Below are 19,639 nucleotides of genomic sequence, written 5' to 3' on the forward strand. Positions count from 1 at the left end.
GCCAACCTAACCCTCTTAACCAAGTATCTATCCCCGAGCGTGCCCCCTCACGCTCGGGCCGCATGCCTTCCTGGTCTGCGCTTCGGCTGTTCGCTAAACGCGCTACGTCCAGCTCGAGTGTTCCAAGCACTTCCGCGGGAAAAGTCTGCCAATCACCAAGTCCCAGCCATCGCAATCTGCAGCGAGACCGGTAGCCGTCAAGGGTCACGTCCGGGGATAATCGACTTGCTAATGGGAGGGCTGTCCCGAGGATCGTCCGCTGTCGGTCAGCGTTGCCTCGCGCCAGCGATCCCAGGGTGGATGGGGACTCAACGACGCGAACAGATAGTCGAGGAAGGCGCGGACCTTGCGTGAGCGTAGGCGCCGTTCGGTGGTCAGCACGTGGATGTCGCGGCGCCCCGGCATGACCTCGCAGCGCCAGAAGTCGAGCAGCGCGACCAGCGCGCCGGCGAACAGGTGCGCCTGGTCGTGACGCAACGTCGCCTTGCCGATGCCGCATCATGTCACCCCGCACCTGATGTTCGGCGGCAATGCCGACCTGACGCCTTTCGGTCGCCAGGAAACCTGGGAGGACTCACCGTCTGACTGGCCGCAAACGCCGCCCTACGTGTGGAACCGTCGCCACGACGGGTACGAAACATAGCGGTGCGGCACGACAATGATGTCGGAATACGTCGACAAGAGGGAATGCATAAACATGAAGACCATCGGCCTGCTTGGCGGCATGAGCTGGGAATCCACCGCCAGCTATTACCGCGCGCTCAACGAGGGCGTGAAGGCCGCCCTAGGCGGGCTTCATTCGGCCAAGTTGTGCCTGTACAGCATCGACTTCGCCGAGATCGAGGGGTTGCAGCATGCCGGCGACTGGGACGCCACCGCCGAGATACTGAGCCAGGCCGCCCGCAGCGTGGAGGCCGGTGGTGCCGACTTCCTGTTGATCGGCACCAATACCATGCACAAGGTCGCACCGCAGGTTGCCGAGGCGATCTCGATTCCCTTGCTGCATATCGCCGATGCCACGGCGCAGCGCATGGCCGCCGATGGCATTCGTCGCGTCGGCCTGCTTGGCACCCGCTTCACCATGGAGCAGGACTTCTACAAGGGGCGTATCGCAGAAGGCTTCGGCATCGAGGTGCTGGTACCCAACGAGTCTCAGCGCGACCTCGTGCACGAGGTGATCTACCACGAGCTATGTATGGGCGAATTGAAGGAGAGTTCGCGGCAGCGCTACCTGGAGATCATCGACTCGCTACGCGAGCAAGGCGCCGAGGCAGTGATCCTCGGCTGTACCGAAATCGCCCTGCTGGTACAGCAGAACCACACCGCAGTGCCGCTTTATGACACCACGGCCATTCACGCCGAAGAAGCAATCAAGTGGGCACTCGGAAATCAGATGAATAAGCTCGGCAAATAATGCGATATCGAGCCCAGGAGCGATTGCCTTATCGAAGGCCGCTGACTCATCGATGTAGCAAGACTGCCTGGGGGGCCGATTGCAGAATGGTGGCGGTCGTCGACCCCGCCAGCCATTGGTGCAGCCGTCCTTCACCAAAGGCGCCGATAGTGAGCAGGTCATCTGCTTGGGCCATCCCCAACAGAGTTTCAACGGGATGTCCCGATCCGATACAGGTCGTCACCTGCAACCCATGGGCGTCAGCAAAGTGCTCGACAATATCAAGCTGATGTCGCGCCTTGCTTTCATTGGCATTTACGCTGACGGCCATTATCGGCAATGTGAGCCGCTGGGCCAGTTCCATGGCGTAAAGCATTATCCCGCGCGCCGCCTTGCCACCGTCGAATCCCAGCAACACGCGCCGAAAGCTCTCGAACTCTGTCCCCGCAAGCAGTACCGGCTGTGTCGCACGGCGCAATACCGTATTGACCACCTCCCCCAATCGCTTCGAACCCGCGACCCAGGATTCGCCATGACGCCCCAGCACAATAAGGTCGCTGTTCTCGGCTACCGATAGCACCTCGCGGGCAGGGACACCACTGAGCACTCGAACATGACAGCTGACACCATCCGCCATCGCCCGAACTCTTACCGGCCTCAGCAGGTTGTCATTGCGACGTTTTCCCTGTCGTGACTCATGCGCACTTAGCGACGCCGCGCCCGCCATAGTCGCACCCAAGCCTTCCGCCCGGTAATAGCCGACTTCGGCCAGTCGGGTGTCGTCGACATGCACTGCGTGCAGGACGGCGCCAAGTTCGACCGCAAGGTAGTTTGCATAAGCAGCCGCCACTCGGGAAAAGGGCGATCTATCGACGGCCAATAGAATCGACTGCAGCATGGCACGACCCCTTCATCAGGCATGAATACCCGTGCATCTATTGGGTATATGCCAGGTCATGCGAATCCGCCAATGCTTACGTACTGAACTGGGTTCGAAAGCAATAGCGCCTTTTGGTCATTAACCCCTATGTGAAGTGGCCCCGAATATCGGCTCAGGTGCCACGCGTCAGCAGCATCGCCTTGATATGGCCAATCGCTCGCATGGGATTGAGCCCCTTGGGACACACCCAGGTGCAGTTGGCGATCTGGCGGCAGCGAAACACGCTGAAGGGGTCATCGAGGTCGGCCAGGCGCGCGTCGGTGGCAGTGTCACGGCTGTCGATCAGGAAACGGTAGGCCTGGATCAGGCCGGCCGGACCGATGTACTTGTCGGGGTTCCACCACCAGGAGGGACAGGCCGAGCTGCAGCAGGCGCAGAGGATACACTCGTAGAGGCCATCGAGCTTCTCGCGGTCCTCTGGGCTTTGACGTCGTTCCGTCGCGGTAGGGGGATCATCATTGATCAACCAGGGACGAATCTTCTCGAACTGCCGGAAGAACAGCGCCTGGTCGACGACCAGGTCACGTATCACCGGCATGCCGGGGAGCGGACGCAGCGTCAGGGTATCCGAAGCGCCTAGCACCTCCTCCACCGAGGTGATGCAGGCCAGGCCATTCTTGCCATTGATGTTCATGCCATCGGAGCCGCACACCCCCTCCCGGCAGGAGCGCCGATAGGCCAGGTAGGCATCCTGCTGTTTGAGGTGCTCGAGCACGTCGAGCACCATGGCCTTGCGGAAGCGTTCATCCACCTCCCGCGCTTCCATCCTGGGACGTTCATCGAGTTCAGGATGGTAGCGGTAGAGCTGCACCTTGATCATCTAAGCTTTCCTTGTTTCGGCCCTTGATATGGCCCTGAATGCGCCGTCGGTGCGCCTCGAGGCGCATCACTCACGCCAGTAGTCGTTGGCCGCGGCAACGGTCTGGAAGTGGGTGGCAATGACGTGGGAAACCGCAATCAGACTGTCGGGATCTTCCGCATAGTCGGAGCGCTTCGCCTTGCGCACCTCGGCGTCGGGCTGGGTGGTCGCCACCCCCTTCTGGGAAAGCGTCACCGCCAGGGCAAAGCCCTCCTGCGGCGTCTCGGTCATCAGGCTCGGCAGCCAGGTCTCGCCGGAACCCTCCGCTTCATGGTCATCCGCCATGGCAACGCTGCCCAGCAGCAGCGAGGCCGCCAGCATCAGGGCGCCGGTGATCTTGCCTGCAACATGGCGATTGGAGATGGGTGTCATGCGGCCTCCTAAGTAGTGATCCATGGGTCACATCCTCTTGCCGGGTTTATAAGATGCAAGAAAAGTACATCTTTAAAGATAGCCTGTGCCGCCACATGGTCAAGGCGGGGCCGGCCCATGTCGCTAAGTCTCGGTGCCCACCTCGCGAGTCCAGCCCCAGTCGTCGAAAAGCACGTAGAGCGCCGGGATCACCAGCAGCACCAGCAGGGTGGCGCTGAGCAGGCCGAACACCACGGCGATCACCAGCGGCTTGATGGCATCCGCCTGGCTGCTGGTCTCGGCCAGCAGCGGCGCGAGGCCGGCGATGGTGGTCGTGGTGGAGATCAGGATGGCACGCAGTCGGTCGCGGCAGGCCTGACCCGCCGCCGCTACCGCGTCCAGACCCCGCTCGCGGTGTGTCTTGATGAAGTGGATCAGCAGGATGGCATTGTTGACCACGATACCGGCCAGCGAGGCCGCCCCGATCAACGAGGGCATGGAGAGGTAGTAGCCCATGATCACATGCCCCCAGATGGCGCCGATGAAGGCCAGCGGGATGGAGAGCATGACGATCAGCGGCTCCACGTAGCTGCGGAACTGGAAGGAGAGGATCACGAAGATCCCCACCAGGCCGATCAGCAGACCGCGGGCGATCGAGCCGCCGGTCTCGGCGGAGCTGGCCACCTGCCCCTCGAAGCTGACCGCCACCTGGGGATGGTGCTCCTCGAAGTCGGCCAGCCAGCCGCTGCCGATGAGGTCGTCGACGATGGCCTGGCCGCTGGCCCGGCGGGCGTCTACGTTGGCTTCCACGGTGACGGTGCGCCGCCCGTCGATGCGGGTGATGCGCGCCCAGTCGCGGCGCTCGGCGACGTCCGTGACCACCGAGAGCGGCACCCGGCTGCCGTCGGGGAGCACCAGGGTCTGGTCGGCCAGGTCGTCGAGACTGTCGCGGTCGGCCTCGGCCTGGCGCACCAGTACCTCGATCTCCTGCTCGCCGATGCGCTGGGTATCGGCGATCTCGCCGAGCAGGCCGGCACGCAGCTGGCTCGCCACCTCCTCGGCGGTGAGCCCCAGGCCTTGGGCGCCCGATGCCAGGGAGTAGGCGCGCTGGGGCTTGCCCAGGCGCTGGTCATCCATGACGTTGTAGACCGCCGAATAGCTCTCCAACCGCGTGGCCAGCTCGAGTGCCGCCGCCTTCATGGCCTCGAGGTTCTCGCCGGTCAGGCGCACCTCCACGGGTACCCCGGCGGGGCCGAAACCGGGTTCCTGGATGATCAGGCGCTGCATCCCCGGGATATCGCCGATCGCCTCCCGCCACTCGGCGATTAGTGCGTCCAGGGTCAGGGTGCGCCGCTCGGCGGTGAGCAGGTCGACGCTGACCGTGGCCACGTGGGGGCCCGCCTCCCGGGCGCTGAGATTGTGGTTGAAGCGCACCTGAATCGCCTCGACCAGCGCCGCGCCCTCGGGTTGCTCAGGAGAGTAACGGGCGTCGAGCTCACGCATCGCCGCCTCGACCCGCGCGGCTACCGCCTCGGTGCGTGCCAGCGGCGTGCCCTGGGGAATCAGGAGGCGTGCCTCCAGCACGTCGCCGTCGATGTCGGGCATCGCCTCGCTGCCGACGTGGCCACCGGCCATAAAGCCGACAGACGCTAATAGCACGGCAAATACGAGCCCCAGTACCGCATGACGCAAACGGATCGCCCGGTCGGCCAGCCGCCCCACGCCCTCGCGGAAGCGCTCGAAGCCGCGGTCGAAGGCGCTGCGGAAATGGGAATCCTGGCCCTGCTGCAGGTGCGCCACGCTGCCCTTGAGACTTCCTTTGAGATGGTGGGGCAGGATCCAGAACGCCTCGATGAGGCTCGCCGCCAGGGCGGCGATCAGCACCACCGGCAGCACCTCCAGCACCGCGCCCAGCTCGCCGGCCAGAAAGGAGAGTGGCACGAAGACCGAGGCGGTGGTCAAAAACGACGACAGCACCCCGGGCAGCACCTGACGGGTACCCGCCACCACCGCCTCCAGCGGCGTGGCGTTCTCCCCGGCGTGAGCGGCGATGTTGTCGGTGATCACGATGGCGTCGTCCATGACGATGCCGATGGCCATCAGCAGCGCCACCAGGGTGATCATGTTGAGCGACAGCCCGGCGAGACCCATCACCAGGAAGGCCCCCATGAAGGCCGCGGGCAGCCCCAGCACCGCCCACAGCGCCAGGCGCGGGCGGAAGAACAGGCTCATCACCAGCACCACCAGCGCCAGCCCCATGACACCGTTGGCCATCAGCATCTGCAGGCGGTCGCGGACGATGCCGGTCATGTCCTGGGTCAGGGTCAGCGTGATGCCATCGTCGAAGCGGCGGCGCTCCGCCGCGATCAGCCCCTCGAGGCGCTCCTTCACCGTCAGGGCGTCGTCGCGCAGGCTCTTGCTCACCGCCAGCACCAGTGCCGGCTCGCCGTTGAAGCGAATCTTCTCCTCCTCGCGCTCGCCGGTCTCGGTCAGGGTGGCGATGTCGCCTAGGGTCAGCTCGCCGCCGGCGGGGTCGGACACCACTACAAGGCTCTCCAGTTCGGAGAGAGAACGGCGCTGGTCGGTGAAGCGCAGCAGGATATCGCGCTCAGGCGTTTCCAGGGTGCCCAGCGGCAGGTCCAGGCTCTGGGCCGAGATCCGCCGCGCCAGCTCACGGGCCGAGAGGCCGTGCTGGCCGAGCACCTCGCCAGGTACCTCCACCTGCCACTGGCGCTGGGACATGCCGTGGATCGCCACGTCTGCCACGCCGGGCAGCGCCATGATGCGCGCCTCCAGGCGCAGAGCGTACTCCTCGAGCTGGCCGGCGGGCATGTCGGATGACACCGCGACCGCCGCCACCGGGTCGCTGCGGTGCCGCTCGCGCACCACCGGTGGGTCGGCCCGTGCCGGAAACTCGCTGATGGCGCCGACCTCGGTGTCGACCTCGCCGATAAAGCGCAGGGGATCGCCGTCGGCCTGCATGGTGGCGGTGGCGCTGGCCAGGTTGTCCTCGGCCACGCAGACGAACTCGTCGAGGAACTCCACCCCCTTCACCGCCTCATGCAGGCGGCGGCACACGGCGTCCTCCACGTCGGCGGCGCTGGCCCCGCGGTAGACCACCTCGACGCTCGCCTCCACCGGGCGGTAGTCGGGAAAGGTCTCGCGCTTGAGCGACGGGGCGGTGAAGAGCCCGGCGGCGAGCAGCAGCACCAGCAGCAGGTTGGCGGCGGTGGGGTGGGCGGCGAACCAGCGGATCATGGATGAGCTTCCCTGTGTCCTTCGCCCAGTGCCTGCTCAGCGATACGCGTCTCCAGGGCCTCGTCGCGACGCGGGGCGAGGGCCATCCCGCCGATCGCCGCGGGCAGATCATCGACCACCACGCGCTCCCCGGGGGCAAGGCCGGTCGCGATCACCGCCAGGTTGCCCTGCTCGAAGGCCACGCTCACCGCGCGCCGCGCGAGGCGTGACTCGCCATCCACGAGCCATACCTCACCCTGGTGCACCGCACTGGCCGGTATCGCCAGACGCGGCTCGGGGCTCGCTACAGAAAGCCGCGCACGCACGTACATGTCGCGCTGCAAGGGCGGGCGATCCGGTGGCCGGGCGTCGCGGTAGGGATGATCGACCCGTACCACGGCGCGTACCGTGCGGGTAGTCGGATCCAGGCCGCTGGCCACGCGCACCAGTCGCCCCGACCAGCCCACGCCCTCGGCGCCGACCAGCGCCAGCTCGGCATCGATGGCGGCGAGGTCGAGACGCTCGCTCAGGTCCAGGGCGCCCCTAGGAATCTCGACAGGGGCAATCGCGCCCAGCAGGCGGCGCATCATGGCGATGGGGATATGCGCTTCCACCTCGGCAGCCTCGAGGCTATCGGCCTCGAACAGCCGTTGGCCGACGCCGACGAACTGGTGGCGCTCCACCGCGACCTCGCCCAGACGCAAGTCATAGGGGGCTTTGATGCGCGTATCCGCCAGGTCCTTGCGGGCCTGGGCCAGGTGCGCAGCGACCCGCTCGCGCTGGGCCTCGAGCACCTCACGCCTGGCAGGCATCAGCGCCAGGGTGTTTTCCAGGACGGCCACCGCCTGGCGCTGACCCAGGGTGCTGCGTCGCTGCTCGTCACGCCGCGAGGTAGACACCGAGCCGCTGGACGCCAGGCGCTCGACGCGTGCCAGCTCCTGCTCGGCCAGGCCGAGCGCTTCATGCTCCAGCGCCAGCAGGCGGCCGCTGTTCTCCTTCTCGACGGCGAGCTGGGCCAGCTCGCAGGTCAGGCTTGCCAGCTCCGCTTCGGCCTCGGCGATGGCCAACTCATAACGGCTGGGGTCCAGCGCCACCAGCAGGGTGCCCTCGGGCAACAGAGTGCCACTTTCCAGCCCCGAGTGGCGCTCCACAACGCGACCCGCCACGTTGGCCACCGCCTGCCAGGTCTCGGCGGGGCGCGCCACTCCATGGCCACGGGCTTCCAGGCGGAAGTCCAGACGTCGGGCCTCGACGGTCCTGACCGGGGTGGCGGGGGCCGCCGTCTCCTCACGCTCGGGGGCCTGGCGGTTGGCCACGAAGACGACCAGCAGCGCCACGCCCACGGCGACACCAACGAGCACCGCCAGCGCTCGCCCCAGCCGGCGTATCGAGGGCCTCATGCGTCACCTCCCGCATCCGCGCGAATGCCGTGTCGGTAGAGATCGAAGGCCGCCGGTGCCCGGCCGAGGATGCCTGCCCACGTCGTCGGCAATCAGCGGCTGTAGCACCAGCCCCCTGAACGCAGCCGATGAACTGGGCCGCTGTCACTCGGATCTCAACGCCTATCTTCCTTTACAAGCATCAAAAATGCTTCTTATGTCAAGGGCTCTGTACCTGCGGAGAAAAAAGCTAAGCTGGCCGATAAGAAGCTTCAACGGTGAACATGTAGCGGCAGTTTGCGCTGTCAGGAGAAAGTACCCGAGTAATGCAGAGGTAGAAATGAGCATCGAATTGAAGCGCGTTTATGACACCGCTGATCCCGAGGATGGCTATCGCGTCCTCGTCGACAGAATCTGGCCACGGGGCATCTCCAGGGAAGCGTCGAGAATCGACGAATGGCGCAAGGAAGTCGCGCCGAGCACCGAGCTTCGCAAGGCCTTCCACGTTGGCTCGCTCGAGTGGGACGATTTTCGCCGAGGCTACCTGTCGGAATTGACCGCCTTTCGTGAGAGCCTTCGCGACCTGGCACGACGGGCCAAGGAAGAAAAGGTAACCCTGGTGTTCTCTTCCCGGGATGAGCGACACAACAATGCCGAGGTGCTGAGGCAGTACCTGAAAATGCTGGAGTGATCTACCCGGCAAGGTCCTTTATGGCCCGTACCGGTTGGAATTTGTAGGTCGATGCTCAGTGTTTGCGGTCGGCGAAGCGCTCGAGTCGAACCAGCCAGTCGCCGAGTTGACCCTGGGCGATGCCCTCCTCCAGCGGTATGGTGAAGGTAAGGTTTAGCACCGGCTTCGCCAGTCGGCGCTTGAAGTGACTGGGTGACCCCTTTGGCAGAGGAGGAGGCACACCCAGCCCCTGTCTATCGCGGTGCTCGCTCAAGACCGGCGGACGTGGAGCGGCACCTCCGAATAGCCGCCGGCGGGGTAGTGGGCACGCACCGCCGGGCGCTCCGGCAGCGGGCCCATGTGCCGGGTGGCGTCCAGCAGTGCCTCCATGAAGTACAGCATCTCCATGCGCGCCAGCGGCGCACCCGGGCAGACGTGGATGCCCGCACCGTAGAGCAGGTTGTCTTCGGGGTCTCGGTCCAGGCGTATTTCGTCCGGATTACCGAACACCGTCTCGTCACGATTGGCCGAGCCCAAAGGATTGTCATTCGTTCGCCGGCCTCGAGGTGACGGCCACCGATCTCCACCGGGGCGTGGTGATGCGGCGGTTGGACATCAGCGGCGCATCCAGGCGCAGGATCTCGTCGATGACCGCCGGCAGCAAGCTGCGGTTGGCACGAAGCCTCTCCTGCCACTTCGGGTTGAGCGCCAGGTAGTTCATCAAAATCCCGATGCTCGACGAGATGGTGCCGAGCTCGCCAACCGTCCAGTTGCGCAGGATGCTGACGATTTCCTCGTCGGTCAGCGCACGTCCCTCCACCGTCTCGTTCATGATCCGCGTGGTGACGTCGTCCGGGGCGGCATCGCCGGCCTCGCGGCGGCTAGCCAGCAGTTCGCGGATCACCCCGTCGAACTCCAGTGCCAGCTCACCGAGTGCCTCGCGGAAGAAGCGGTCCTGCTCGTCGGCTCGCTTGCCACCCAGCCAGAAGCGTCTTGTCGGCGAATGCGGCTCCGTCATGCTCGGCATCTCCTCTCCGGCCATCGTGATTGGCGTGGGGTTGTTGTCGCGTACTCACTGTGTCGTCGTGCTGACACGCTCCTTACAGCGATAGCAACCGGAACGCGATTTGTCGCGGACTTGATTTATGGAACGACCGGTACTAAATTTAGGACATGACACGAGGACGCCCCATTGCCTTCAGCCTTGGCCGGCCCGGCCCATGCCCTGCATCCCTCTCCCCTGGTCGACGCCGCGTGGCTCGAGGGGCAACTCGGCAGCGACGATCTGGTCGTGCTGGACGTACGCTCCGCCATCGATGACGGCGGCAACCGCGAGAGCTTCGAGGCCGCCCGCATCCCCGGCAGTCGCTACAGCAGCTACACCGATGCAGGCTGGCGGGAGGAACGTGACGGGGTCGCCGGCCTGATGCCCGCAGGCGATGACCTCGAGGTGCTAATCGGGGGCCAGGGCATCGACAACGCCGACACCATGGTCGTAGTCCCGGCCGGCACCGGTCCCACCGACGTCGGCAGTGCCGCCCGCATCTACTGGACCTTCGAGGCCTTGGGGCACGACGAGGTAACGATCCTCAATGGCGGCTTCGCCGGCTGGGAGCAGCAAGGCCTTGAGGTGGCCAGGGGGCCAGTGGAGGCCCCGGAGGCCGCTTCCTTCGAGGGCAGTCTGCGCGAATCCCTGCTGGCCACCACCGAGGAGGTGGCAACGGCCCGTGAGGCAGACGAACAACTGGTGGACGCCCGCCCGCCGGCCTTCTACAAGGGTGAGACTCAGTCACCCGCCGCTCGCGTGCCGGGCACCATCCCGGGCTCGGTAAACCTGCCCCATGACGGCAGCTTTGAAGAGCGCGACGGAGCCTACTACCTGCAGCCGGACTCGCTGAAGGCTCGCATCGACAATCTCGGGCTCGACCACGAGGCACCCACCGTGGCCTTCTGCAACACCGGCCACTGGGCCGCCAGCGGCTGGTTTCAGCTCAGCGAGATCGGCGGGCTGGAGAACGTCACCATGCACGACGGCTCCATGGCCGCCTGGACCCGTGACGATGAACGTCCCGTGCAGCTGGCCGACCGGGGCACCGTCAGCGTCGGCGAACTGACCGAGTAGTCCACCGGCTGACCGCCCTGCCGGGAGGACGCCCCACAGCCGGTGATGAACGGACCCCCAATAATTGGACGGTTCATTCAGCTGGCGCTCAAGGCTTGGGCCCTTTACTGCACGGGGCTCAGGCCTTTTAGTTTCATCTTGATGCGTGCGTGACAAGACGTAGATGTAAGGTCCCGGGGTGTCCATTCACTAAACCTTTTACGATATGTGAAAAGGTTAACGCTTCAAAACAGGATTCTGACCATGTCACTACAGGCAAAAATCGACGCGCAATTTCCGGAAATTTCCTTACAAACCCTCAGTGGTGAGGCAATGGTGCTCGGTCGGCCATCGCAGGGTCAGTGGCAACTGCTGGTCATGTACCGGGGCCTGCATTGCCCCATCTGCAAAAAATACCTGGGTCGGATCAACGATATGAAGGCGGACTTCGACAAAATGAGCGTGCAGATCGTCGCGGTATCCACCGACCCTGAGGAAAAAGCCAAAAAGTTCGCGTCTGAATTGGGCCTGGATTTCGAGGTTGCTTATGGTCTGAGTATCGACCAGGCGCGAGATTTGGGGCTATATATATCCAGCCCTCTGGATAGTACGGAGACCGACCAACCTTTTGCCGAGCCGGGATTGTTTTTCATTCGCCCGGATGGCGGGCTGCATTTCAGTGAAATCGCCAGCGCCCCTTTCTGTCGTCCCGATCTGGAAATGATCAAGATGGGAATAGGTGTGATCCAGGAAAAGGACTATCCCCCTCGTGGTATTGGCTGATTAGCGGTAGCCCAGATTAGGACAAGGCGAAAACGACCATGAAACTCGACGACAAGATCTGCGTCATCACCGGTGGCGCCAGTGGCATCGGCCTCGAAAACGCCAAGTGCTTCGCCGACGCAGGCGGCAGGGTGGCGATCGCCGACATTGACTTCGATGCGGCGAACAAGGCTGCGAAGTCGCTCGGCGACGGTCACACGGGTGTCGTTAAGGCGATCTATGTGTCGGCCATGGCTGGAGGATGGACTGAACCATGCACAACATAGACATCGCCATCATTGGTGCGGGCACGGCGGGCATGGGAGCCTATCGCGCGGCGCGCAAGCATACCGACCGGGTCGTCCTGATCGAAGGCGGCCCCTATGGCACCACCTGCGCGCGGGTAGGCTGTATGCCCTCGAAGCTGCTGATCGCGGCGGCCGAGGCCGCCGAGGCAGTGCGCGAGGCTCCTGGTTTCGGGGTCCACTCCCGCGCGCCTCGCATCGACGGGGCCGAGGTGATGGACCGGGTGCGACGCGAGCGCGACCGCTTCGTCGGTTTTGTCGTCGACACGGTGGAGGGGATCGATCCATCTCACCGCCTGAGGGGTTGCGCGCGGTTCGAGGATGCGCACACCCTGCGGCTCGACAGCGGCGAGGCGATACACGCCGAGCGCATCGTTATCGCCACCGGGTCAGTCCCGGTCCGCCCAGGCATATTCGACGCTGTGGGCGACCGGCTGATCGTCAATGACGACGTGTTCGGCTGGTCCGATCTGCCGGAAGCCGTGGCGGTTTTTGGCGGGGGCCCCATCGGGTTGGAACTGGCACAGTCGCTGCACCGTCTGGGTGTTCGGGTGCGGCTCTTTGGCAAGGGCGGCGGCGTTGGGCCGCTGAGCGACCCGGCGGTGCGCGATGTCGCTGCTGCAGCCATCGGTGCCGATCTGCCCTTCGACCCGGATGCCGACGTGCAGAAGATCACCCGTGAGGGTGACACGGTGGTGGTGCGCTTCACCGAGAATGGCCTCGCGCGCGAAGAGCGGTTCGACTGGCTTCTGGCCGCGACGGGCCGGGCACCAGCGCTCGGTGGGCTCAACCTCGCGGCCTCGGGGCTGACGCTGGACGATCGCGGCGCGCCCGAGGTCGATCCGCTGACGATGCAGGCGCAGGGCAGCCATATCTTCTTCGCGGGTGACGTGGCGGCACGCATACCGCTGCTGCATGAGGCCGCCGATGATGGCCGCATCGCCGGTGACAATGCCGGTCGTTTTCCGAACCTTGGAACGCATGACCGCCGCACGCCTTTGGGGGTCGTCTTTACGGATCCCAATATCGCCACGGTGGGGGCCTCCTTTTCCGATCTCTCCGATGCCTCGTGTGATTTTGCGACCGGCGAGGTGGATTTCGCCGATCAGGGCCGCGCGCGGGTATTGCGGCTCAATCGTGGCCTGCTACGCATCTATGGCGAACGCGGCACGGGCCGACTGCTAGGCGCGGAGATGGTCGCGCCGCGGGGCGAGCATCTGGCGCATCTGCTGGCCTGGGCGGTGCAGGGCGGCATGGATGTGGAAACGGCGCTGGAGATGCCCTTCTACCACCCGGTGATCGAGGAGGGCCTGCGCAGCGCCTTGCGCGACCTGAGCGTGAATCTGGGTCGCCGCATCGACAATCCGCCGCGCTGCATCGACTGCGGCCCTGGCGCCTGACGCCAATTAAGGAAAGGACAAGACCCCATGACCAAGGACGACATCCTGTCACTGGCCGGCATGCCGCCAGGTAACCCGAGCTACCCCTTCGGTCCTTACCGCTTCATTGACCGGCAATATTTCAACGTCATTTATGAAACCGATCCCGACGCGATCCTTGCCATGGTGCCCGAGCCGCTGGAACCCGATGGCTCGGGCACGGTGATCTATGAGTGGATCGAGATGCCCGACAGCTCCGGTTTCGGCGCTTACGAGGAATCGGGCATCGTCATCCCCTGCACGCTGGACGGCAAGGCGGTGAACTACACCGCCATGATGTTTCTCAACATCGAGCCGCCGATCACCGCGGGGCGTGAGATCTGGGGGTTCCCCAAGCGCTGGGGTGAACCCTCGCTGCGGGTCGAGAAGGACACGCTGACCGGCACGCTTTCCTATGCCGGCCAGCGGGTGGCCATGGGCACCATGGTCTACAAGCACGACACCGCCTGCGACGACCCCGACGAGTGCGCGGCCAAGCTGGCCAAGACCGCCGTGAACCTGAAGCTGATTCCCAGCGTGACCGGTGGGCCGCAGATCGCCGAGCTCGTCGCGTTCGAGATGACCGACATCACCGTCAAGGGCTTTTGGCGTGGCCGTGCCCGGTTGCACCTTGTGCCACATGTCAACGCGCCGGTGGCGGACCTTCCGGTGCGACGGGTCGTCGAGGGCCAGCACATCATCGCCGACCTGTCGCTGCCCTACGGGCGCGTCGTGCACGACTATCTGGCCTGAGTGTCGCGTGGACAGCCCCCTTAAACGGATGCCGATCGACATGTTGATGGGTAATTGGGGGCTGGAGAACAACCCCATGTATCACGCCATGGATGCGCTCTCGCGCGCGGCCTCGCCCTATCAGCTCAACCCGATGAATATCAATCCACTGCGCGATCTGCTGGAGCAGAGCATCGACTTCGAGATGGTGCGCAGATCCACTGCGTTCAAACTCTACATCTCGGCCACCAACGTCGAGAGCGGCAAGGTCAGGGTCTTCCCGCGCGAGCGGCTGACGGCCGAGATGGTCATGGCCTCGGCCACCCTGCCGAATCTCTATCAGGCGGTGGAGATCGACGGCGTACCCTACTGGGACGGCGGCTACATGGGCAATCCGTCGCTGTTCCCCTTTCACGGCCAGACCGGCACCGACGACGTCGTGGTGATCCAGGTCAACCCGATCGAGCGCAAGGGCGCGCCAAAGACGCCCCAGGAGATCCAGAGCCGGGTGAACGAGATCAGCTTCAACGCCAGCCTGCTCAAGGAATTGCGCGGCATCGCCTTCGTCGACCGGCTGGTCCGTGAGGGCAAGCTTTCGGCAGACGAATACCGTCAGGTGCGGGTGCACATCATCGAGAATCAGGCGGAGCTGAAACCGCTGGGTGCCTCGTCGAAAATGAACGTCGAATGGGAGTTTCTCACCAAGCTGCGCGATATGGGGCGCGACACCGCCACGCGCTGGCTAGATGAGAACTTCGCCGCCATCGGCGAGCGCTCGACTGTCGACCTGCGCGAGATGTTCCAGGGCATTGGGGCAGTACATCAAGGAGGATAGGTGCCCAGCGGCTCGTGCAGAGCCGCGAGCAGTTTCCCTCACACATTGGTCAGCATTGGCAAAGGGGGGACGACCTCATCGCACGTGCCAGAGCTGGAAAGGCTCCTTACGTGCCAGCCAGTGTTCAAATTGTCGCTCTGCTCGCGCCTGATTGTGTGCCCACCATTCGGCATCGATGCGCAGGGCGCTTCCTGCATTGGCGGGTGTGGTCGGCAGATGCGGCTATAGCGCCTGCAAGGTCACGCTCATAGCGCTTGTCCCTGTAGAGAGTAAGGAAGGCCAGGCTCCCGTGCGTCAGGTCGTGCCGCCCGAATGAGTATCCCGTCCTTGGGAGCAAGAATTCGAGGATTACCCCTTGCGATTCCTGTCACTCTCGGCCTGCAGTGCCTGCCTCAATTGCTCGATGGTGCGAAGGTTCTCCTCGTGGAGCGAGGCTTCCCTATCCCGCTTGGCGGCAATACCCGGCGGCATGCGCCGTTCGGCTGCCTCGCGCCCGCCCCGGCGAAAGCCAGCCTGGATCGGCTCCAGCATGAAATCGATCTCCTCCTCGTCCAGCGTTTCCGGGTCGAAGTGGCCGTCCACGGCGTCCAGCAGCATCTCGCCGTTTTCGTCGCCGCGTCCGGCGGCGGCATCCTTGAGCGCCTCGAACCCGGCGATGCCGCCGATATCCTCCGGCGGGCAGGCCATGGCGCCATCGATCAGCCGCGGGCAGGGATTGGTTTCGGTCAGGCCGGTCGCTTCGGCCGTGATTCGGTGCACCCAGTCGTCGCCGAAGTCGTAGCGGTAGTGAAAGGTATTGTCGGTCAGCCGCGAGGCGATGGTCTTGAGCTTGGCATTGCGCGCCAGCGAGATGGGTCGGTCGCTCCAGTCGTCCGGCTCGCCGTAGTAGCGGCCGTTGCACTCGAACTCGAAGAGGTGACAATCCTCCCAGCCCATGGCGGCTTGGATGACCTCGTGCAGGCGGTGCAGATTGATCTGCTCCGGCACCAGCACACGGCGCCAGACCAGGGGATCGGTGTCGAGCAGTTCGATACGCAGACGAATATCAGGCATGGTGAGAGTGGTAGTTGTTGCCGTGTTGTATGGTGGATGTTGACTGGCTCTACAGACACTGTAGCGGACGATGGGCTTGATATGTTAAGCCCAATGATCAGCGACGTTACGCCATGGCGACGATGAATTTCAATACGGCCAACCAGACCCTGCGCCAACTGCTGGGCATGCTGCTGGCCTGCCACCGGCGTTTCTTCGAGCAGGAACGAACCTACAACGAGGTGGCCTGGAAGCTGGCGCATGGCGAGATCGGCAACCTCCCAAAGGTGCTGGCAGTGTCGCGTGGCGTCTATCCCGATGATCGCCAGTTCAAGGCCGCCTTCACCGAGAAGGCACTACGCACCACCAGCAGCCGCAACCAGGTGGTGGTTATGGGAGCCACGCCGGGTGCTGCCGGCGAAGACCAGGATGCGTGGGCCAGGGGTAGCGCTCATGGGGCCTCCTTGACCGAGGGCGAGAGTGGATCAGGCCGTCCAGGGCAGCGGCGGGGCGGTCATGAGGTTGACCTGGCCGGGGCGGATCACTTGAGCGGTGCCCAAGCTGTCACGGTGGAGGATCTCGCCCTCGATCATCCAGGTGAAGGTCTGCAGGCCGATATGCGGATGTGGGCCGACCCTGAGTCCGGGATCGTCCGCCGCGAAGTCGGCGGGGCCGATATGATCGAGGAAGCACCAGGCGGCAATCAGCCGGCGCTGGCGGCGTGGCAGGGCGCGGTTGACGGGGATTCCGCCCACCTCGGCGCTATGCGGCGTGACATGCTGCACCTGGCGCTGGCCGTCGACGATGGGGCAGTCGAGGGAGCTGGCAAGTTCGCGTTCGTTGACGAGGTTGCTCATGGTCTAGCGCTCCTGGGATGTGAAGAAGGGCCTGGCCCTGGCATAGGCCCTGAAGAGCCTGCCTGGTGCCGGGCCCTCGGCGCCCTACCGATAGCGTCGAGACGCACAGCGGTGCCTGTTCGAGGCTTGCCGCCTAGCCGACGCCATGGGTTCGAATCGGTTCGGCGCCTTAGCCCAACTGGCTTTGCTGGTTATAGCTCTGCATCAGGTTGGCGTAGGCAGGCAGATGGCCGGCCAGCAGGCCGCCGAAGCCTTCGATATCGTTACGCCAGTCGCGGTGCAGCTCGCAGCCCACGCCGAACCAAGTCATCAGTTGGGCGCCGGCCTGTGACATGCGATCCCAGGCGGCGTCCCGGGTGGTCTGGTTGAAGGTGCCGGAGGCGTCGGTGACCACGAAGACCTCATAACCCTCCTCCAGGGCCGAGAGCGCCGGGAAGGCGACGCACACCTCGGTAACCACGCCGGCGATCAGCAGTTGCTTCTTGCCGGTAGCCTTGATGGCGGCGACGAACTCCTCGTTGTCCCAGGCGTTGATCTGCCCCGGACGGGCGAAGTAAGGCGCCTCGGGGAACATCGCCTTGAGTTCCGGCACCATGGGGCCGTTGGGGCCGTCCTCGAAACTGGTGGTGAGGATGGTGGGAATATCGAAGAACTTGGCGATATCGGCCAGGGCCAGGACATTGTTCTTGAAGTCGTCCGGGCTGAAGTCGCGTACCAGGGAGAGCAGGCCGGCCTGGTGGTCCACCATCAGCAGGGCCACGTCATCCTTGTCGAGTCGATGGTAGGTAAAGGACATGGTCATTCTCCTTTCGCTGTCTTTGGCAGTCAGGGGGTGCCCGGCGACCATCGCCGAGCAGGTGTGGGGCATGAGTCGACTCATGTGCCCCTCGGGTTGCCGAATTTCCCGGCGTGAAAGTCGGCAAAGGCTTGGTGGAGCTCGGCCTCATGATTCATCACGAAGGGACCCTGGCCGGCCATCGGTTCGTCGATGGGTTCACCGCTCAGAAGTAGCAGCTTGGCGTCGTTGTTGGCCTCTAGGCGAAGGGTCTCACCGCGGCGCGCGAAGGCGACGACGCTCTCGTCGCAGACGATGCGTTCACCGTTGACCAGCACCGTTCCCTCCAGCACAACCACCAGGGTGGTATGGCCCTCGGGCATGTCGAGCCAGACATCGCCACCGGCCACCAGGCGCAGGTCCCAGACGTTGAGGGGGAAAAGGTGCGCGCCGGGCCTTCCCGGTCAATATAGCTGCCCGCCACTATTCGGACCTGGTCGGCATTTCCCTGCAGGTCGACTCGGGGGATCTCGCTGTCGAGAAGGGTCTGGTAGGCTGGCGGGTCGGACTTGTCCTGGGCCGGCAGGTTGACCCAGAGCTGCACCATTTCCAGCAGGCCGAACCCCAGGGCACGGTGCGACTGAGCTGCCAAGCCTCGACTTCGAACAGTACGACCATCGTCACTGCTGGGACCTGGTGAGGCCAGAGGGGGCCAGCGCGCAAATCCCCCATCAGCCGCGGCTGGTCACCGATAGCGCCGAGACCCTGCATGCCGCCGCACTGGAAGGGCTAGGCGTGGTCAAGCTGGGGCTGCTGGTGGGCGCTCGGGATATCCAGGCCGGGCGACTGGTCGACGTCATTACGGGCTGGGAGCCCCGGGGTGGGATCTTGCATGCGATCTTCCCCTCGCGGCGAGGTCTGCTGCCGGCGGTGCGGGCGCTGCGCGACTTCCTGGACGAGCAGATCGCTGAGGAGGACTTTGCTACCCTGGTCACCCCCTGAACCCACTCCCTGGAGCTCGCGCGTGCCCAGCACCCATTACAGTGATGCGGAGATCGCCGCCGCCCTCGAGGCCTGTGCCCGTGAACCGGTGCATATCCCCGGTGCTATCCAGCCGATGGGCTGCCTGGTGAGCCTGGATGCCGACATGAGCCGGATTCGCCAGGTCAGCGCCAATATCGAGGCCTTCCTGGGGATCAGCGTGGCGGATGCCCTGGCCGGCGAGGCCAGGACGGTGCTGGGCACCGAGTTGATGGATCTTTTGGACACTGAACGGGTGAAGCCGGACAACTCGGCCTCCGTTCTCACCGCCCAGCGCGAGGTGCAGGGCGAACGACGACGCTTCCACGTGGTGGCCTATCCCAGTGGCGACGACGCTGTCGTCGTGGAACTGGAATTCCAGATGTGCCCGGAGGGGCATCGCCTGCTGGACAAGGTGAACGACTGGCTGGTCGAGGCGGGGAACATCGACGACATTGATACCCTGCTCGATGCCCTGACCCGCCGGGTGCAGGGGCTCACCGGCCACGAGCGGGTGATGGTCTACCGTTTCGATGAGCAGTGGAACGGCCGCGTGGTCGCCGAGACCTGCCAGCCTGTGGCAGAGAGCTTCCTCGATCACCACTTCCCTGCCAGTGACATTCCTGCCCAGGTACGCCGACTCTATGACATGAACCGGGTACGCAGCATCCCCGATGCCTCGGCACCGGCGGTTCCCCTGGTGCCGCCCGGTGGCCCTGGCGAGGCAGCGCCATTGGATATGTCGCGGGGGGTGCTGCGCGCCGTCGCGCCGATTCACCAGGAGTACCTCACCAACATGGGCGTCGGCGCCTCGCTGTCGATGGCCATGCACGAGGGGGGAGACTCTGGGGCCTGCTGGCCTGTCATGGCCTGGAAGCCAGGCCACTGGAGGCCGACCTGCGTGATGCGCTGTGCGCCCTGGTACAGACCACCATGCCGCGGCTGAGGGTATTGCGCACCCAAGCCGACAGCC

Annotated in this window: 23 protein-coding genes; 11 read left to right on the plus strand and 12 right to left on the minus strand. The window is 64.7% G+C overall.

Translation table 11 applies throughout. The annotated features are described in order from the left end of the window. Positions 1-228 precede the first annotated feature (228 nt). On the minus strand, positions 229-477 hold the full coding sequence (locus KG088_RS18080; protein ID WP_213827827.1) for a type 2 periplasmic-binding domain-containing protein: 249 nt from the start codon (positions 475-477) through the stop codon (positions 229-231). 13 nt (positions 478-490) lie between these two features. Between KG088_RS18080 and KG088_RS18085 the strand changes: the two genes are divergently transcribed. Then, positions 491-643 (plus strand): DUF899 domain-containing protein, encoded by a 153-nt coding sequence (locus tag KG088_RS18085; protein WP_250148362.1) that lies wholly within the window; start codon positions 491-493, stop codon positions 641-643. Between the two features lie 54 nt (positions 644-697). Next, the gene (locus KG088_RS18090) at positions 698-1,414 is read left to right on the plus strand and encodes an aspartate/glutamate racemase family protein (RefSeq protein WP_213827829.1); all 717 of its coding nucleotides are present in this window, start codon (positions 698-700) and stop codon (positions 1,412-1,414) included. 46 nt (positions 1,415-1,460) lie between these two features. Here KG088_RS18090 and KG088_RS18095 read toward each other — a convergent pair whose 3' ends face one another. The 5 genes from KG088_RS18095 to KG088_RS18115 form a co-directional block, all read right to left on the minus strand. Further along, entirely contained in the window at positions 1,461-2,291 is an 831-nt protein-coding gene (locus KG088_RS18095; protein WP_213827831.1) for a universal stress protein, read from the minus strand. Positions 2,292-2,445: 154 nt separating this feature from the next. Then, positions 2,446-3,150: a succinate dehydrogenase iron-sulfur subunit gene (locus KG088_RS18100; RefSeq protein ID WP_406565624.1), complete on the minus strand. Its 705-nt coding sequence runs from the start codon at positions 3,148-3,150 to the stop codon at positions 2,446-2,448. Positions 3,151-3,219: 69 nt separating this feature from the next. After that, on the minus strand, positions 3,220-3,564 hold the full coding sequence (locus KG088_RS18105; protein ID WP_213827835.1) for a hexameric tyrosine-coordinated heme protein: 345 nt from the start codon (positions 3,562-3,564) through the stop codon (positions 3,220-3,222). A 123-nt stretch (positions 3,565-3,687) separates the two neighbouring features. Further along, positions 3,688-6,801 (minus strand): efflux RND transporter permease subunit, encoded by a 3,114-nt coding sequence (locus KG088_RS18110; protein ID WP_213827837.1) that lies wholly within the window; start codon positions 6,799-6,801, stop codon positions 3,688-3,690. Beyond that, positions 6,798-8,180: an efflux RND transporter periplasmic adaptor subunit gene (locus KG088_RS18115; RefSeq protein WP_213827839.1), complete on the minus strand. Its 1,383-nt coding sequence runs from the start codon at positions 8,178-8,180 to the stop codon at positions 6,798-6,800. Before KG088_RS18115 ends, KG088_RS18110 begins: the two co-directional genes overlap by 4 nt. A 319-nt stretch (positions 8,181-8,499) precedes the next feature. On the opposite strand from KG088_RS18115, the gene KG088_RS18120 reads away from it, so the two are divergent. Further along, the gene (locus KG088_RS18120; RefSeq protein ID WP_213827840.1) at positions 8,500-8,850 is read left to right on the plus strand and encodes a DUF488 domain-containing protein; all 351 of its coding nucleotides are present in this window, start codon (positions 8,500-8,502) and stop codon (positions 8,848-8,850) included. A 249-nt stretch (positions 8,851-9,099) separates the two neighbouring features. On the opposite strand, the gene KG088_RS19740 is transcribed toward KG088_RS18120, so the two are convergent. Together KG088_RS19740 and KG088_RS19745 are read right to left on the minus strand one after the other, a co-directional pair. After that, on the minus strand, positions 9,100-9,366 hold the full coding sequence (locus KG088_RS19740; protein ID WP_250148363.1) for a cytochrome P450: 267 nt from the start codon (positions 9,364-9,366) through the stop codon (positions 9,100-9,102). A gap of 7 nt (positions 9,367-9,373) precedes the next feature. After that, complete coding sequence (locus KG088_RS19745; RefSeq protein ID WP_250148364.1) at positions 9,374-9,847, minus strand: cytochrome P450 family protein; 474 nt, start codon at positions 9,845-9,847, stop codon at positions 9,374-9,376. Positions 9,848-10,021: 174 nt separating this feature from the next. Here KG088_RS19745 and KG088_RS18130 point away from each other — a divergent pair, with 174 nt between their 5' ends. The 6 genes from KG088_RS18130 to KG088_RS18155 all read left to right on the plus strand — a co-directional run bounded on the left by KG088_RS18130 (position 10,022) and on the right by KG088_RS18155 (position 14,982). Continuing rightward, entirely contained in the window at positions 10,022-10,951 is a 930-nt protein-coding gene (locus KG088_RS18130) for a sulfurtransferase (protein ID WP_250148365.1), read from the plus strand. A gap of 243 nt (positions 10,952-11,194) precedes the next feature. Then, on the plus strand, positions 11,195-11,713 hold the full coding sequence (locus tag KG088_RS18135) for a peroxiredoxin-like family protein (protein WP_213827842.1): 519 nt from the start codon (positions 11,195-11,197) through the stop codon (positions 11,711-11,713). A gap of 38 nt (positions 11,714-11,751) precedes the next feature. After that, positions 11,752-11,979, plus strand: a complete 228-nt coding sequence (locus tag KG088_RS18140; RefSeq protein WP_213827844.1) for an SDR family NAD(P)-dependent oxidoreductase — start codon at positions 11,752-11,754, stop codon at positions 11,977-11,979. Then, positions 11,967-13,397: a dihydrolipoyl dehydrogenase gene (locus tag KG088_RS18145; RefSeq protein ID WP_213827846.1), complete on the plus strand. Its 1,431-nt coding sequence runs from the start codon at positions 11,967-11,969 to the stop codon at positions 13,395-13,397. The genes KG088_RS18140 and KG088_RS18145 overlap by 13 nt, the downstream gene beginning before the upstream one ends. Positions 13,398-13,424: 27 nt before the next feature. Next, entirely contained in the window at positions 13,425-14,168 is a 744-nt protein-coding gene (locus KG088_RS18150; protein ID WP_213827848.1) for an acetoacetate decarboxylase, read from the plus strand. Between the two features lie 28 nt (positions 14,169-14,196). Continuing rightward, positions 14,197-14,982 (plus strand): patatin-like phospholipase family protein, encoded by a 786-nt coding sequence (locus tag KG088_RS18155; protein WP_213827850.1) that lies wholly within the window; start codon positions 14,197-14,199, stop codon positions 14,980-14,982. 348 nt (positions 14,983-15,330) lie between these two features. Here KG088_RS18155 and KG088_RS18160 read toward each other — a convergent pair whose 3' ends face one another. The 4 genes from KG088_RS18160 to KG088_RS19750 all read right to left on the minus strand — a co-directional run bounded on the left by KG088_RS18160 (position 15,331) and on the right by KG088_RS19750 (position 18,056). Beyond that, positions 15,331-16,035, minus strand: a complete 705-nt coding sequence (locus tag KG088_RS18160; protein ID WP_213827852.1) for a plasmid pRiA4b ORF-3 family protein — start codon at positions 16,033-16,035, stop codon at positions 15,331-15,333. Positions 16,036-16,499: 464 nt separating this feature from the next. Next, positions 16,500-16,871 carry a pirin family protein gene (locus tag KG088_RS18165; RefSeq protein ID WP_319941474.1) on the minus strand — a complete coding sequence of 124 codons (372 nt, stop codon included), beginning with the start codon at positions 16,869-16,871 and terminating at the stop codon, positions 16,500-16,502. 169 nt (positions 16,872-17,040) lie between these two features. Beyond that, positions 17,041-17,667: an isochorismate family cysteine hydrolase YcaC gene (ycaC, locus tag KG088_RS18170; protein ID WP_213827854.1), complete on the minus strand. Its 627-nt coding sequence runs from the start codon at positions 17,665-17,667 to the stop codon at positions 17,041-17,043. 80 nt (positions 17,668-17,747) lie between these two features. After that, positions 17,748-18,056 (minus strand): pirin-like C-terminal cupin domain-containing protein, encoded by a 309-nt coding sequence (locus KG088_RS19750; protein WP_319941475.1) that lies wholly within the window; start codon positions 18,054-18,056, stop codon positions 17,748-17,750. Positions 18,057-18,291: 235 nt separating this feature from the next. Between KG088_RS19750 and KG088_RS18180 the strand changes: the two genes are divergently transcribed. Both KG088_RS18180 and KG088_RS18185 read left to right on the plus strand, forming a co-directional pair. After that, positions 18,292-18,648: a LysR substrate-binding domain-containing protein gene (locus tag KG088_RS18180; protein WP_213827861.1), complete on the plus strand. Its 357-nt coding sequence runs from the start codon at positions 18,292-18,294 to the stop codon at positions 18,646-18,648. Positions 18,649-18,670: 22 nt separating this feature from the next. Continuing rightward, a complete protein-coding gene (locus KG088_RS18185; protein ID WP_213827856.1) occupies positions 18,671-19,612 on the plus strand; it encodes a GAF domain-containing protein in 942 nt (313 codons plus the stop codon). Positions 19,613-19,639: the final 27 nt, after the last annotated feature.

Source organism: Halomonas jincaotanensis (genome assembly GCF_018448785.1).
Classification (GTDB): domain Bacteria; phylum Pseudomonadota; class Gammaproteobacteria; order Pseudomonadales; family Halomonadaceae; genus Halomonas; species Halomonas jincaotanensis.

Coding starts and splice junctions, on each gene's coding strand:
- KG088_RS19745 (WP_250148364.1), bottom strand. CDS start 9,847: ATGACGGAGCCGCATTCGCCGACAAGACGCTTCTGGCTGGGTGGCAAG.
- KG088_RS18105 (WP_213827835.1), bottom strand. CDS start 3,564: ATGACACCCATCTCCAATCGCCATGTTGCAGGCAAGATCACCGGCGCC.
- KG088_RS18110 (WP_213827837.1), bottom strand. CDS start 6,801: ATGATCCGCTGGTTCGCCGCCCACCCCACCGCCGCCAACCTGCTGCTG.
- KG088_RS18145 (WP_213827846.1), top strand. CDS start 11,967: ATGCACAACATAGACATCGCCATCATTGGTGCGGGCACGGCGGGCATG.
- KG088_RS18115 (WP_213827839.1), bottom strand. CDS start 8,180: ATGAGGCCCTCGATACGCCGGCTGGGGCGAGCGCTGGCGGTGCTCGTT.
- KG088_RS18140 (WP_213827844.1), top strand. CDS start 11,752: ATGAAACTCGACGACAAGATCTGCGTCATCACCGGTGGCGCCAGTGGC.
- KG088_RS18120 (WP_213827840.1), top strand. CDS start 8,500: ATGAGCATCGAATTGAAGCGCGTTTATGACACCGCTGATCCCGAGGAT.
- KG088_RS18095 (WP_213827831.1), bottom strand. CDS start 2,291: ATGCTGCAGTCGATTCTATTGGCCGTCGATAGATCGCCCTTTTCCCGA.
- KG088_RS18150 (WP_213827848.1), top strand. CDS start 13,425: ATGACCAAGGACGACATCCTGTCACTGGCCGGCATGCCGCCAGGTAAC.
- KG088_RS18090 (WP_213827829.1), top strand. CDS start 698: ATGAAGACCATCGGCCTGCTTGGCGGCATGAGCTGGGAATCCACCGCC.
- KG088_RS18160 (WP_213827852.1), bottom strand. CDS start 16,035: ATGCCTGATATTCGTCTGCGTATCGAACTGCTCGACACCGATCCCCTG.
- KG088_RS18135 (WP_213827842.1), top strand. CDS start 11,195: ATGTCACTACAGGCAAAAATCGACGCGCAATTTCCGGAAATTTCCTTA.
- KG088_RS18155 (WP_213827850.1), top strand. CDS start 14,197: ATGCCGATCGACATGTTGATGGGTAATTGGGGGCTGGAGAACAACCCC.
- KG088_RS18165 (WP_319941474.1), bottom strand. CDS start 16,871: ATGAGCAACCTCGTCAACGAACGCGAACTTGCCAGCTCCCTCGACTGC.
- KG088_RS18085 (WP_250148362.1), top strand. CDS start 491: ATGCCGCATCATGTCACCCCGCACCTGATGTTCGGCGGCAATGCCGAC.
- ycaC (WP_213827854.1), bottom strand. CDS start 17,667: ATGTCCTTTACCTACCATCGACTCGACAAGGATGACGTGGCCCTGCTG.